This window comes from Bradyrhizobium sp. 35, assembly GCF_023073215.1.
In the GTDB taxonomy this organism is placed as follows: domain Bacteria; phylum Pseudomonadota; class Alphaproteobacteria; order Rhizobiales; family Xanthobacteraceae; genus Bradyrhizobium; species Bradyrhizobium canariense_D.
Genome location: NZ_JADPJC010000092.1, coordinates 20,062 through 34,442, shown reverse-complemented (window position 1 = coordinate 34,442; position 14,381 = coordinate 20,062). Strand labels below are relative to the sequence as shown.

Sequence of the window (14,381 nt, the reverse complement as noted above, 5' to 3'; positions counted from 1 at the left end):
TGTTCGGCCGCCTCACCTCTGACCTGCGAGGCGCAACCAAGATGCCGGAGTGCGCATGCCCAACGATTTCCTCTCGTTCTTCCTGTCATGGATGTCAGCCCCGCGCCGCGTCGGCGCGATCGCGCCGTCAGGCGCGGCGCTGGCCGATCTCATCACCCGCGAGATCACCGCATCGACCGGCCCTGTTCTCGAGCTCGGCCCCGGCACCGGCGCGTTCACCTACAAGCTGCTCAAACGCGGCGTGCGCCAGCAGGACCTCACGCTGATCGAATACGGCTCCGACTTCATGAAGGTGCTCCAGATGCGTTTTCCGAACGCGCGCGTCTTGTGGATGGATGCAGGGCGGCTCGCAACGGAGCGCCTCTATGACGGCGCGCCCGTCGGCGCGGTCGTGAGCGGCCTGCCGCTGCTCAACATGTCGACGCGCAAGGTGGTCTCGATCGTCGGTGGCGCGTTCAGTCATGTCCGCCCCGGCGGCGCCTTCTACCAGTTCACCTACGGCATGAGTTGTCCGATCCCGCGGCCCGTGCTCGACCGGCTGGGCTTGCGCGCAAAGCTGGTGGATCGTGCCCTGCTGAACGTGCCGCCGGCCGCCGTCTACAAGCTGACGCGACGGCCGCAGATGAAGCTCGTCACGGGATCGCTTACGCCTGATACGTCAATGCCGGCCGCGCCGGAGCCGATGCATCTTGCAGGTGACTGCACCGCCACGCGCTGAGCGATTACACCAGGCGGCTCTGAACCATTGCCGCGCGAATGAACGACGCGAACAGCGGATGCGGCTCGAACGGTCGCGACTTCAGTTCCGGATGGAACTGGACGCCGATGAACCAGGGGTGATCCTCGTACTCGACGATCTCCGGCAGCACGCCGTCGGGCGACAGGCCCGAGAATTTCAGCCCGTGCTGCTCGAGGCGATCCTTATAGGCGGTGTTGACCTCGTAGCGATGGCGGTGGCGCTCGGAAATCTCGGTCGCGCCGCCATAGACTTCCGAAACGCGGCTGCCGCGATTGAGCGCCGCGGGATAGGCGCCCAAGCGCATCGTGCCGCCGAGATCGCCGGCGTTGGTGCGCTTCTCGAGCTCGTTGCCGCGCAGCCATTCCGTCATCAGGCCGACCAAGGGCTCCTTGGTCGGGCCGAACTCGGTGGAGTTGGCCTCCTCGATCCCGACGAGATTCCGAGCTGCCTCGATCACCGCCATCTGCATGCCGAAGCAGATGCCGAAATACGGCACGTCGCGCTCGCGCGCGAACTGCGCCGCGCGGATCTTGCCTTCGGCGCCGCGCTGGCCGAAGCCGCCGGGCACCAGAATGCCGTTGACGTGCTCGAGGAACGGCGCGGGATCTTCCTTCTCGAAGATCTCGCTTTCGATCCAGTCGAGATTGACCTTCACCTTGTTGGCGATGCCGCCATGGGAGAGCGCCTCGATCAGCGACTTATACGCATCCTTCATGCCGGTATACTTACCGACGATGGCGATGGTGACGTTGCCCTCGGGATTGCGGATGCGCTCGTTGATCTGCTGCCAGCTCCGCAGCTCCGGCGGAATCCGCGAGCCGATGCCGAAGGCGGCAAGCACTTCGTCGTCGAGGCCTGCCGCATGGTAAGCCTGAGGGACAGCGTAGATGCTGTCGGCGTCGCGCGCCTCGATGACGGCGCTCTCGCGCACGTTACAGAACAGCCCGAGCTTGCGCCGTTCCTCCTTCGGGATCTCGCGATCGGTACGGCAGAGCAGGATGTCCGGCTGGATGCCGATCGAGCGCAGCTCCTTGACGGAGTGCTGCGTCGGCTTTGTCTTCAGCTCACCGGCGCTCGGGATGTAAGGCAGCAGCGTCAAATGAATGTAGATGGCGTGATCGCGCGGCAACTCGTTCTTGAGCTGGCGGATCGCCTCGAAGAACGGCAGGCCCTCGATGTCGCCGACGGTGCCACCGATCTCGACCAGCACGAAGTCGTAATCGTCGTTGCCGTCGAGGACGAAATCCTTGATGGCGTTGGTGACATGCGGAACCACCTGGATGGTCGCGCCGAGATAATCGCCGCGCCGCTCCTTGGAGATGATGTCCTGATAAATCCGCCCGGTCGTGATGTTGTCGGCCTTGGTCGCCGGCCGCCCGGTGAAGCGCTCATAGTGACCGAGATCGAGGTCGGTCTCCGCGCCGTCATCGGTCACGAACACTTCGCCGTGCTGATACGGCGACATCGTTCCGGGATCGAGATTGAGATAGGGGTCAAGCTTGCGGAGGCGGACCTTGTAGCCCCGAGCTTGCAACAGGGCACCGAGTGCCGCTGAAGCCAGACCCTTGCCGAGCGAAGAAACCACGCCGCCGGTGATGAATATGTACCGCGCCATGGGGCTTAACCTCTAATCCCTCGAATTCGATTCGCCAAAGCGATTCGTATTCCGCCCCAAACATTTTGCGGGGCTGTGGGTGAGCCAGAACTGAGAGTGGTGACAGAGCCTTGATAGGGATTGTTGATCCAGGACGGTAGAAGCCGCCCTGCATGGCCCCCCTGTTTTATTGCGAACGCGGTACCTGCGGGCCGCTCGGTGCCGGAGCCTGCTGCTGCTCGTCGGCCTTCTTCAGCGAATCCAGGATGCCACCCGAGGTCGGCGGCGCGATCGGTCCGCCACCGGCCGGCTGTGTCTGCGACGCCGGCGCACCGATGATCGACGACGGCTTGCGGTCGTAGCCGGCATACCAGGACAGGAACAGGCTGGTGAGGAAGAAGCCGACGGCCAGAATCGCGGTGGTCCGCGTCAGAAGGTTCGCCGTGCCGCGGCTCGACATGAAGCCTGCGCCGCCTCCCATGCCGAGGCCCCCGCCTTCCGACTTCTGGAGCAGGACGGCGCCGATCATAACGGTGACGATCATGAGGTGAATGACGATGACAACGGTCTGCATAGTGTCCTTCCGTCACAAGCCGACAGCGCCGAGACGGCGGCCAATCGTGCTTCGCGGGGTTTTCCTGAAGTTGCGCGGTGTTACACGATCGGACGGGGCATTGCCACCCCCGATCAGCCCCGGACCAGTGGTTTGAACCAGCCAGGGACGGCCCTGCCTAAATAGGGCAGCCCTGCGCAATCGCAAGGAAATCGGCCGCCTTCAGACTGGCCCCGCCGACCAGCGCGCCATTGACGTTCTTCACGGCCATCAGCTCGGCCGCGTTCGAGGGCTTGACCGAGCCGCCATAGAGAATGCGCATCCCGGCGCCGTCGGCCTTGAACCTGGAGGTCAGGAATTCCCGGATAAAGCCATGAATCTGCTCGACATCCCGAGACGTCGGGGTCAGGCCGGTGCCGATCGCCCAGACCGGCTCATAGGCCACGACCAGATTGGCGGAGGTCGAGCCATCCGGCAGCGAGCCGGTGAGCTGGCCGCGCAGGATATCCAGGGTCTGGCCCGCATCGCGCTGGCCCTGCGTCTCTCCGATACAGACGATCGCCGTCACCCCGGCGCGCCAGGCGGCCTCAGCCTTCTGCCGGATCAGGGCATCGCCCTCGCCATGGTCGGCGCGGCGCTCGGAATGGCCGACGATGACGGCGGTCGCACCCGAATCCGCTAGCATTTCGGCGGCGATGTCGCCGGTATGGGCGCCCGAGGCTTTGGGGTGGCAATCCTGGGCCCCCACCGCGACCTTCTTGCCGCGTGCCTTCTCGGCAAAGACAGCGATCAGGGTCGCCGGCGGGCAAACCAGCAGCTCGGCTTTGCCGGCCACCTCTGCCGCGCCATTGAGCATGGCGTCGAATTCGGCAGTCGAGGCCTTGAGGCCGTTCATTTTCCAGTTGCCGGCGATCAGGGGGCGGATGGCATCGGTCATGTCAAATTCCAGCAAAATTTGGTTTGTTCATGCGCTAGCAGAGGTCCCGTGGCAGTTCCAGAGACCAGGGGCTTTTAACCGCAGGGATCGAAAGCCCGCTAGACCCGAGGTTGCGGGGGGAAAGCCACCACTTTATGATGATTGATCAATTTGGTGACGCGCTTTTGCGGAATCTGCATTAAGACGCGCTCCCGTTCCCCTCCTGCCAAACAAGTTGGACCAAATGCTTCGAGGAATGCGCAAGGCCTCATCAAACTGGCTCGGCAAGACCATTATGGCCATTGTGATGGGCGTGCTGATCATCAGTTTCGGCGTTTGGGGCATTGCCGACATCTTCAAGGGTTTTGGGCAATCCACCGTGGCCAAGGTCGGCGGCACCGAGATTTCGTTGAACGAGTTCCGCCAGATTTACACTGATCGCCTCCAGCAGATCAGCCGCCAGTTCGGCCGGCCGCTGTCGCCTGAGCAGGCGCGCGCCTTCGGCCTCGACCGTCAGGTGCTCCAGCAGACGATCGCGGAAGCCGCCCTCGACGAAGAGGCGCGCCGGCTCGGGCTCGGCCAGTCCGACGACCAGATCCGCCAGCTCATCATGAACGACCCGAACTTCAAGGGCGTCGGCGGCAACTTCGATTCGAACCGCTTTCAGTCCGTGATCCGCAATTTCGGCTATACCGAGCAGCGCTACGTTTCGGAGCAGCGCAAGGTCTCACTGCGTCGGCAGATCACCGGCACGATCGGTGCCGGCCTCGAGCCGCCGAAGGCGATGCTCGACGTGCTGACGCGCTTCCAGAACGAGCAGCGCGCCATTGAATTCGTCAGGCTCGACGCAGCCCAGGCAGGCACCATCGACGCGCCATCGCCGGAGGCGCTCGCCGCCTATTTCGAGGATCACAAGGTCCAGTTCCGCGCGCCCGAATATCGCAAGATCGCGTTCGTCGTGGTCTCGCCGGAGGAGATCGGCAAGTGGAGCGAGGTGTCGGACGAGGACGCCAAGAAAGCATTCGACCAGCGCAAGGACCGGCTCGGCACGCCGGAGAAGCGCCAAATCCAGCAGATCGTATTCCCCAACGCCGCCGAGGCACAGGCCGCACGCGAGCGGCTCACCAGCGGGACGTCGTTCGAGGACCTCGGCAAGGAGCGCGGACTGAGCGCGTCTGACGTCGATCTCGGGCTCGTGACCAAATCCTCGCTCGATCCCGCAGTTGGAGACGCTGTCTTCGCGCTTCCCGCCGGTGAAATCAGCCAGCCGATCCAGGGCCGTCTCGGCACGTCGATCGTCAAGGTCGAAAAGATCGAGCCGGGCACTGAGGCGAACTACGCGAGCGTTGCCGCCGACATCAAGCGCGAGATCGCCACCGAGCGTGCGCGCGTCAAGGTCGCCGATCTCCGCGACAAGATGGAAGACGAGCGCGGCGGCGGTGCCAGCGTGATCGACGCGGCGCAGAAGCTCGGCCTCACCGCCGTGACCATCGACGCCGTCGACCGTTCCGGCCGCGCGCCGAGCGGCCAGCCGGTCTCCGGCATTCCGCAGGGCCTCGACGTGGTGTCGCAGGCCTTTAACACCGATGTCGGCGTCGACAACGACTCGATCTCGTTCAAGGGCGGCTATGTCTGGTACGACGTGCTTGCCATCACGCCCTCGCGCGACCGCAATCTCGACGAGGTTCGCGACCAGGTCGAGGTGCGCTGGCGCCAGGACCAGATCGCGACCAAGCTGAAGGCCAAGGCGACCGAGATGGTGCAGAAGCTCGAATCTGGCGGCAAGCTCGCCGACGAAGCAGCCGCGATCGGCGCCAAGGTCGAGACCGCCACCGGCTTCAAGCGGGACGACTCGCCCGCCAGCGTGCCCGCGGCCATCGTGTCGGCCGCCTTCCGCGTCGCCAAGGACGGCGTCGGGCAGACGGCAGTGACCGGCGGCACCGAGGTGATCGTGTTCCGCGTTACCGAGATCATCGATCCCACCGTCGATGCCGCTTCCGATGCGGTCAAGAAGCTGAAGGACAGTCTCGACCGCGCGCAGACCGAGGAGCAGGTCGCGTCCTACGTCAACAAGCTTGAAACCGACATCGGGACCACGATTAATCAGGCCGCCTTCGCGCAGGTGACCGGCGCGAACCAGTGAGTTGAAAGCACGCGATGGACGACCTGAAATCGATCATTGGAAAAGTGGCGACCGGCGCCAGCCTGTCGCGTGACGAAGCGGCTTCCGCCTTCGACGCCGTGATGTCCGGCGAGGCTACGCCCTCGCAAATGGGCGGCCTGCTGATGGCGTTGCGGGTACGCGGCGAGACCGTGGACGAGATCACCGGCGCGGTCTCGGCCATGCGCTCCAAGATGCTCACGGTCGATGCGCCCGCGGACGCCGTCGACATTGTCGGCACCGGCGGCGACGGCTCCGGCTCGGTCAATGTCTCGACCTGTGCCTCCTTCATCGTTTCGGGCGCCGGTCTGCCGGTGGCCAAGCACGGCAACCGCGCGCTATCGTCGCGTTCGGGCGCTGCCGACGTGCTGGCTTCGCTCGGGGTGAAGATCGATCTGAGGCCGGAGCAGGTCGGCCGCTGCATACGCGAATGCGGCATCGGCTTCATGTTCGCGCCCGCCCATCATCCCGCCATGAAGAACGTCGGCCCGACCCGGGTGGAGCTTGCGACACGCACGATCTTCAACCTGCTCGGTCCGTTGTCCAATCCGGCCGGTGTGAAGCGGCAGATGGTCGGCGTGTTCTCCCGGCAATGGGTGCAGCCGCTGGCGCAAGTGCTCAAGAACCTCGGCTCTGAATCCGCCTGGGTCGTGCACGGTTCAGACGGCCTCGACGAAATCACCCTCACCGGCCCGACCTTCGTCTCCGCGCTCCACAATGGCGAGATCCGGAATTTCGAGGTGACGCCGGAGGACGCGGGCCTGCCGCGCTGCGAGGCCGGTGCACTCAAAGGCGGCGACGCCGACGCCAACGCTATCGCCTTGCAGGGCGTGCTCGACGGCAAACCGAGCCCCTACCGTGACGTCGCGCTGATCAACGCCGCTGCCGCATTGGTCGTGGCGGGGCGTGCCGGGGATCTCAAGGAAGGTGTCGTGATCGGCGCAAAATCACTCGACAGCGGCGCGGCGCGCGCGCGGCTGAAACATTTGATCGCGGTCTCGAACGGCTGAGCCTGACATGTCGGACATCTTGACCAAGATCGAAGCCTACAAGCGCGAAGAAATCGCTGCGGCCAAGCGCGCGCAGCCGCTGTCGGCGGTAGAGGCGAAGGCCAAGGCGCAAGCAGCACCGCGCGGCTTCCTGCGCGCGATCAAGGCCAAGCACGCCAATGGCGACTACGCGCTGATCGCGGAGGTCAAGAAGGCGTCGCCGTCAAAGGGCCTGATCCGCGCCGATTTCGATCCGCCGCTGTTGGCCAGGGCCTATGAGGCCGGCGGCGCTGCCTGCCTGTCCGTGCTGACGGACACGCCCTCGTTCCAGGGCCATCTCGACTTCATGGTGGCGGCCCGCGCGGCAACGTCACTGCCGGTGCTGCGCAAGGATTTCATGTTCGACATCTATCAGGTGGCGGAGGCCCGCGCGCACGGCGCCGACTGCATCCTGATCATCATGGCGGCGCTCGATGATGCCGCGGCCAAGGAGCTCGAGGATGCCGCCATCGCCCACGGCATGGACGTGCTGATCGAGATCCACGACCGCGCCGAGCTTGACCGCGCGCTGAAGCTGCGTTCGCCGATGATCGGCGTTAACAATCGCAATTTGCGCACCTTCGAAACCACGCTTGCGACCAGCGAAACATTGGCGCCGCTGATCCCCGGCGACCGGCTGATGGTCGGCGAGAGCGGCATCTTCACGCCCGCCGATCTCGCCCGGCTCGAGCGCGTCGGCATGTCGACCTTCCTGGTCGGCGAGAGCCTGATGCGGCAAGCCGATGTTACCGCTGCGACGCGCACATTGCTGGCGCGCGAGACGACGGCGCGCGCGACGGGCACGCGCTGACATGGCCCGCAAGCCGACCGCGACGAAACCAGCCAAGTCCGAGTTCAAGACCCAGTCCAACACCAAGACCGGCCCTGCCCTCACCCATATCGGCGCCTCCGGCGAGGCGCGGATGGTTGACGTGTCGGACAAGCCCGCCAGCGAGCGGCTCGCGGTCGCGGAAGGACGCGTCGTCATGACCAGGGCGACGCTTGACCTGATCGTGTCCGGCAACGCCAAGAAGGGCGACGTGCTCGGCACCGCCCGCATCGCCGGCATCATGGCCGCCAAGCGCACCGCGGAGCTGATCCCGCTCTGCCATCCGCTCGCGCTGTCGAAGGTGACGGTCGAGATCGAGCCAGACGCAACGCTGCCGGGCTGCCTCGTCCGCGCCAGCGTGAAGGTCACGGGCCCGACCGGCGTCGAGATGGAAGCGCTCACCGCCGTCTCGGTCGCCTGCCTCACCATCTACGACATGATCAAGGCGGTGGAGCGCGGCGTGCGCATCGAAGGCATCCATCTGGTCGAGAAGCTCGGCGGCAAGTCCGGCCATTACCGCGTCTGATTGCGGCTGCTACTTCAACGACGCGCTGATCGACCCGAATTTTGAATTGAGCTTGCTGCCCAGGCCGTCCACCACGGCGACGATCGCGAGCGCAATCAGCCCATACTCGATCGCATATTGATTGCTTTTGCGAGGGTCCCTTCACGGCCCATTAACCCAGCTTGCTAACTTCGCCTCCACTCCGTTCCCGTAAACCAACGGATGTTTCCGGGGCCAAGAATTGACCCTGGCGTGTGCACGACAACGATCGATCATGATGACGGGATTCGGCAGTCGCCTTTTTGACCAGGCCTTCGTGCGCAGCGGACCGATCCGCTGGCTGGTGGTGGGCGGCACACTGTTGATCGCTGCGATCGCCGTCGGCGCGACGCTGATGGCGCAGAATTTCCGCGAACGTGCGCTGCGCAGCTCCGGGCGCGAGCTGGAAAACACCGTGCTGATGCTGGCCCATCATTTCGACCAGCAATTGCAGGATTTCGCGGTCATCCAGAAGGATTTCGTCGACTACGTCCGCGCAAGCGGCATCACCAGTGCGGCGGACTATCGCAAGCGCCTCGCCGGCCAGGACCTCCACCGGATGCTGCGTTCGAAGATCGAGGCACTGCCCTACATGGGCGGCGTCAATATCATCGATGCCGAAGGCAATTTGATCAATTCGTCGGCGGCATGGCCGGCCCCGAACGTGAACGTTGCCGATCGCGCCTATTTCCAGACCTTCCGGTACGATCCCGACGCTCCCGACGTCCTGATCGAGCCACTCTACAGTCGCATCTCCGGCGCATGGACCATCCTGATCGTGCGCAAGGTCGTCGGACCGAACGGCGAATTCATGGGTGTGGTCGGACGCGGCATTGAGCCGGCAAACTTCGAAAAATTCTTCGAGTCAGCCGTGCTCGGCGAAAGCACGACGATCTCGATGCTGCACCGGGACGGCACGATGCTCGCCCGTTATCCCCATTCCAGTGAATTGATGGGACGGAATTTCAAGAACGGTCCGTTCGCGCATCAAAGGGTTTTCGGGCTCGACCATTTTACCGGCCGCTTCATGAGCCCCGTTGACGGCGAGGACCGGCTGATTTCCTCACATGCCCTGCCTCACTTCCCGATCCTGATGATGGCCACCACGACGCGCGCGACGGCCCTGACGGACTGGCGCGAGCAGATCGGCATCCTGATCTCGGTCGCGGCCTCTTCCGCGCTCGCCATCGCGGGCGTGTTGATCGCGATCGTTCGCAAGCTCCTGGAGCAGCATCGTCTTTCGCGGGAACGGCTGACGCTGGAAAAGCAGCGTCTCGACCGCGCCGTCAACAACATGACCCAGGGCCTGCTGCTGTTCGACGCCTCGCAGCAGCTCGTGATCTGCAATCAGCGCTACATCGAGATGTACGGGCTGTCGGCCGAAATCGTGAGACCCGGCTGCAGCTTTCACGACATCATTGCACACCGCAAAGCCACCGGCTCGTTCACCGGCGATGCGGACCAGTATGTCGCACGGGTCCTGCGCGACGTCCACGTGCGCAATTCCATGGTGGTCGAGACCTCCGACGGTCGCTCGATCCAGATCGTGAACGAACCGCTCACGGATGGCGGCTGGGTGGCGACGCATGAGGACATCACGGAGCGCCGGCGTATCGAGGAGCGCATCACCCATCTCGCTCATTACGACGCACTGACCGACCTGCCCAACCGCACCATGTTCCACGAGCATCTGCGTCAGGAACTCGATCTCGTCGCCGGCGGCGAACAACTCGCGGTGCACTACATCGACATCGACGAGTTCAAGGGCGTCAACGACGCGCTCGGGCATCTCGTCGGCGACGAGCTCCTGAAGTCGGTCGCGCAGAGCCTCCACCGCTGTGCGGGGCCGACGGACTTCGTGGCGCGCCTCGGCGGCGACGAATTTGCCATCGTCCAGAGCGCGGTGACATCGCTGGATCAGGTCAACGAACTCGTCGCGCGGGTGTTTGAGGCCATCCGCGCGCCGTTCGACTGCATGGGACATCATCTTGCCACCGACGCCAGCATCGGCATCGCGCTGGCGCCGCAACATGGAACGGCGCTGGACCAGATCCTGAAGAACGCGGATATGGCGATGTACGCCGCCAAAGCCGCCGGGCGCCGCACCTACCGTTTTTTCGAGCCGGAGATGGACGCCAAGATCCACGAGCGGCGGCAGCTCGAGATCGCCCTGCGCCACGCCATCGCCCAAGGCGGACGCGAAGGCGGCCTCGAGGTGTATTACCAGCCCTGCCTCAGCCTGAAGGACGACCGCATCACCGGCTGCGAGGCGCTGGTGCGCTGGCGCCATCCCGAGCGCGGCATGGTCTCGCCGGCCGAGTTCATTCCGATCGCCGAGGACACCGGCCTGATCAACGAGATCGGCGAATGGGTGCTGGCGACCGCCTGCCGGGACGCGGCGAACTGGCCCGACGACATCCGCCTCGCCGTCAACGTCTCGCCGGTGCAATTCAAGAGCGGCACGCTGGCGCTGAAGATCATGGCGGCGCTTGCCGCCTCCAATTTGTCGGCGAGCCGGCTCGAGCTCGAAATCACCGAGGCGGTGCTGATCCGCGACGACGACACGGCGCTTGCGATCCTGCATCAACTCCGCGCCATCGGCGTCCGCATCGCGCTGGACGATTTCGGCACCGGCTACTCCTCGCTAAGCTATCTGCACCGCTTCCCGTTCGACAAGATCAAGATCGACCGCTGCTTCGTCAACGACATCGCCGGCCCCGACGGCTCCGCCAGCATCGTGCAGGCGCTCGTCAATCTCGCGGCCGCCCGCCGCATGACCACCACGGCCGAGGGCGTCGAGACCGAGGAGCAGCAGCGGTTGCTGCGCGCGCTCGGCTGCTCCGAGATGCAGGGTTATCTGTTCAGCGCCGCAAAGCCCGCCGACAAGGTGCTGGAGCTGTTCGCAGCTCATCGCAGCCGTCTCGCCCGGCGTAATGGCGAGGAAGGCCGGCGCCGCGAGGCAAGCTAGTTCGGACCTCGTGGTCGGCGCAGCGGCATTCCCAGAAGCTCTCCTCGATACACACGACGCAGGGTGTCGCGGAGGTCATGCAATTGCTGGAGTTGCGGGTCCAGCGGCGAGGTCTGGTCGAGCGCGACCGCGCCCGCCGCTGGGCCGAGCGCGATGGCTGCTACGAGGCCACCTTCGCGGCCATGAACCCGAGCTGACACAGCGTCCCGAAACAAGTTCGCCCGGGAACGGCTATCCGCTCCCGGGCGATCAACACCTTACCGTCGCGAGCGCCTAGTTCGGCACCGCAGCCTTCGACGCCGGCTTGGCGGCGACCGCATTCGCGGTTTGGCCGTGCAGGAAGTCGTAGGCCGTATGCAGGGCCTTGTCGTCTTTCGCTTCCGGTGGGACATAGGACTGCGACCCGGTCTGCTCGGTGCCGTCGGCTGCCTGGAGATGACCGCGCATCTGGGACTCCGCCATGGTGTCCATCCGGCCCTTCAGCTCGGGCGGCACGTCTTGGAGGATCTCGATGTCGGGCGCGATGCCCTGGGCCTGGATCGAGCGGCCCGAGGGCGTGTAGTAGCGCGCCGTGGTCAGCGCCAGCGCGCCGTTGCCGGTGCCGAGCGGAATGATGGTCTGCACCGAGCCCTTGCCGAACGAGCGCGTGCCGATCAGCGTCGCGCGCTTGTGGTCATGCAGCGCGCCGGCCACGATTTCCGAGGCTGAGGCGGAGCCGCCGTTGACGAGAACCACCAGCGGCTTGCCCTTGGTGAGGTCGCCACCATGGGCGGTAAAGCGCTGGGTCTCTTCCGGATTGCGGCCGCGGGTCGAGACGACCTCGCCACGCTGCAGGAACGCGCTCGACACCGACACGGCCTGGTCGAGCAATCCGCCCGGATTGTTGCGCAGGTCCATCACGTAGCCTACCAGCTTCTCCGGCGGAACCTCCTTGGTGATCGATGCGATCGCCTTCTTCAGGCCATCGGTGGTCTGCTCGTTGAACGAGGTGACGCGGATATAGCCGATATCCCCGTTCTCGACGTGGAAGCGCACGGGACGCACATGGATGATCTCGCGCTTGATCGCGACGTCGAGCGGGGCGTCGGCGCCCTTGCGCACGATCGTGAGCTTGGTCTGGGTCTCGACCGGCCCCTTCATCTTGTTGACGGCCTGCTCGAGCGTCATGCCCTGCACGGCATCGCCGTCGATCTTGCTGATGAGGTCGCCCGACATGATGCCGGCCTTGGATGCCGGCGTGTCGTCGATCGGCGAGACGACCTTGACCAGCCCCTCCTCCATCGTGACCTCGATGCCGAGCCCGCCGAACTCGCCGGAGGTGGTCTCCTGCATCTCGGTCCAGGCCTTGTCGTTCATGTAGCGCGAGTGCGGATCGAGCGAGGTCACCATGCCGGTGATCGCGCCTTCGATCAGCTTGGCATTGTCAGGCTTCTCGACATAGCTCGCCTTCACCCGCTCGAACACTTCGCCGAACAGATTGAGCTTGGAATAGGCGTCATCCGCGCTCGCTGCCGCCCGTGCCGCCCATACGCCGCCGTGCGGACTGGCTACCAAAAGGGTCAGACACGCTCCGGTGAGCGCGCCCAGTGGAAACAGCAGGGTTTTCCGCATGGATAGGCTGGCCTTTTTGCTTCGCGGTTCGGTGGGGCTGGGAGCCGCCATGCAAATGGCGATCCAGCCTGCTTCTCACAATACCATTCTGGTTTCTTCAAGGCCGGGATGCCACGCCGGCGGGTACACCGTAAAAATCGGTTGGTCCGGACCTAAACTTTCGGCAACGTTGCAGGACCGGTTCGTGCGCCGCGGGGGTCGGCCGGCCGGCCCGCGCCTCGCAGCCATGCCATTTTAGGATGGTTTTGGCGCCCCGGACGGGTTAGGCGATCAGGGAAGGCTTCAAATTCTCGGGAGGATAACAATGAACGAAGCACCCCGCATCCAACCGGAAAGGAACGTCGAGCTCGGCGCCAGCACCGAGCCGTTCCAGAATCTGCATGAATTCATCCGGAAAGCCCGCGCCAACCTCAACCAGAATGCATGGGACTATATCGTCGGCGCGGCCGAGACCGAGACCACGATGCGTCGCAACCGCATGGCGCTGGACGAGATCGCTTTCCGCCCGCGCGTGCTGCGCGATGTTCGCAAGGTTACAGGTTCGGTCGAACAGTTCGGCCGCAAGATGCGCCTGCCCGTGGTCCTCGCCCCGGTCGGCGCGCTCGAGATCTTCGATCCGGATGGTGCGGCGAGCGTGGCACGCGCCTGCGGCACTTTCGGTGCGGCGCACATGCTCAGTTCGGTGTCCGAGCCCGGCCTAGAAAAGACCGCCGAAGCTGCGTCCGACGCGCTGCGGCTCTACCAGCTCTATGTGCGCGGCGATGACGCCTTCGTCGCCGACGTCGTCAGCCGGGCCGAGAAGAACGCCTACGCCGCCTTCTGCCTGACCGTCGACACCGCCCACTACAGCCGCCGCGAACGTGACATCGCCAAGCGCTACGTTCGCGAGAGCCGCTTGCGCGCCACCGGGGGCGATTACCAGAAGGGTCTGGAGTGGCGGACGGTGAAGATGATCAAGGACAAGTTCAAGATCCCGCTGATCCTCAAGGGCATCGCGACGCCAGAGGACGCGCTGATCGCGATCGATCACGGCGTCGAATGGATCTACGTCTCCAACCATGGCGGCCGTCAGCTCGATCACGGTCGCGGCGCCATGCACGTGCTGCCCGAGATCGTCGACGCCGTGAACGGCCGCGCCAAGATCATGGTCGATGGCGGTGTCTGTCGCGGCACCGACATCGTCAAGGCGATCGCGGCGGGCGCCGACCTCGTCGGCATCGGCCGGCTGCAATGCTGGGCGCTGGCGGCGGCCGGCGAAGCCGGCGTGGCGCGCATGCTGGAACTGCTCGAGGACGAAGTGCTGCGCTGCCTCGGCCTCTTGGGTGCGACCTCGTTCGCCGAGGTCAACAAATCCTGCCTGCACCAGGCGACCGCAACCAACGCGCCGAGTGTGTTCAGCGCGTTTCCGCTGTTCGACCACGAGCCGTATCGATACTGA

At 64.9% G+C, this 14,381-nt stretch carries 12 protein-coding genes; 7 read left to right on the top strand and 5 right to left on the bottom strand.

Going from position 1 to position 14,381, the window contains the following annotated elements:
* Nucleotides 1-55 precede the first annotated feature (55 nt).
* Nucleotides 56-718, top strand: a complete 663-nt coding sequence (locus tag IVB36_RS19800; RefSeq protein ID WP_247392801.1) for an rRNA adenine N-6-methyltransferase family protein — start codon at nt 56-58, stop codon at nt 716-718.
* Between the two features lie 4 nt (nt 719-722).
* Here IVB36_RS19800 and IVB36_RS19795 read toward each other — a convergent pair whose 3' ends face one another.
* The 3 genes from IVB36_RS19795 to tpiA all read right to left on the bottom strand — a co-directional run bounded on the left by IVB36_RS19795 (nt 723) and on the right by tpiA (nt 3,823).
* Nucleotides 723-2,354, bottom strand: coding sequence for a CTP synthase (locus tag IVB36_RS19795; RefSeq protein ID WP_007590604.1), 1,632 nt, complete (start codon nt 2,352-2,354; stop codon nt 723-725).
* A 166-nt stretch (nt 2,355-2,520) separates the two neighbouring features.
* Nucleotides 2,521-2,907 (bottom strand): preprotein translocase subunit SecG, encoded by a 387-nt coding sequence (gene secG / locus IVB36_RS19790; protein ID WP_007590603.1) that lies wholly within the window; start codon nt 2,905-2,907, stop codon nt 2,521-2,523.
* 157 nt (nt 2,908-3,064) lie between these two features.
* Nucleotides 3,065-3,823, bottom strand: coding sequence for a triose-phosphate isomerase (gene tpiA, locus IVB36_RS19785; RefSeq protein WP_085395037.1), 759 nt, complete (start codon nt 3,821-3,823; stop codon nt 3,065-3,067).
* Between the two features lie 223 nt (nt 3,824-4,046).
* Between tpiA and IVB36_RS19780 the strand changes: the two genes are divergently transcribed.
* The 4 genes from IVB36_RS19780 to moaC are packed head-to-tail and all read left to right on the top strand — an operon-like array spanning nt 4,047 to nt 8,346.
* Nucleotides 4,047-5,945, top strand: a complete 1,899-nt coding sequence (locus IVB36_RS19780; RefSeq protein WP_026233496.1) for a peptidylprolyl isomerase — start codon at nt 4,047-4,049, stop codon at nt 5,943-5,945.
* Nucleotides 5,946-5,959: 14 nt separating this feature from the next.
* Nucleotides 5,960-6,973 carry an anthranilate phosphoribosyltransferase gene (gene trpD / locus IVB36_RS19775; RefSeq protein WP_085362122.1) on the top strand — a complete coding sequence of 338 codons (1,014 nt, stop codon included), beginning with the start codon at nt 5,960-5,962 and terminating at the stop codon, nt 6,971-6,973.
* Between the two features lie 7 nt (nt 6,974-6,980).
* Nucleotides 6,981-7,802: an indole-3-glycerol phosphate synthase TrpC gene (gene trpC, locus IVB36_RS19770; RefSeq protein ID WP_018458078.1), complete on the top strand. Its 822-nt coding sequence runs from the start codon at nt 6,981-6,983 to the stop codon at nt 7,800-7,802.
* A gap of 1 nt (nt 7,803) precedes the next feature.
* Entirely contained in the window at nt 7,804-8,346 is a 543-nt protein-coding gene (moaC, locus tag IVB36_RS19765) for a cyclic pyranopterin monophosphate synthase MoaC (RefSeq protein ID WP_247392800.1), read from the top strand.
* A gap of 9 nt (nt 8,347-8,355) precedes the next feature.
* Here the strand turns inward: moaC and IVB36_RS19760 are convergent, their stop codons facing one another.
* Nucleotides 8,356-8,457, bottom strand: coding sequence for a Flp family type IVb pilin (locus IVB36_RS19760; protein ID WP_085353576.1), 102 nt, complete (start codon nt 8,455-8,457; stop codon nt 8,356-8,358).
* 142 nt (nt 8,458-8,599) lie between these two features.
* On the opposite strand from IVB36_RS19760, the gene IVB36_RS19755 reads away from it, so the two are divergent.
* Entirely contained in the window at nt 8,600-11,332 is a 2,733-nt protein-coding gene (locus tag IVB36_RS19755) for an EAL domain-containing protein (RefSeq protein ID WP_018458080.1), read from the top strand.
* Between the two features lie 273 nt (nt 11,333-11,605).
* Here the strand turns inward: IVB36_RS19755 and IVB36_RS19750 are convergent, their stop codons facing one another.
* A complete protein-coding gene (locus tag IVB36_RS19750) occupies nt 11,606-12,943 on the bottom strand; it encodes a S41 family peptidase (protein ID WP_026233497.1) in 1,338 nt (445 codons plus the stop codon).
* Nucleotides 12,944-13,247: 304 nt separating this feature from the next.
* Between IVB36_RS19750 and IVB36_RS19745 the strand changes: the two genes are divergently transcribed.
* A complete protein-coding gene (locus IVB36_RS19745) occupies nt 13,248-14,381 on the top strand; it encodes an alpha-hydroxy acid oxidase (RefSeq protein ID WP_018458083.1) in 1,134 nt (377 codons plus the stop codon).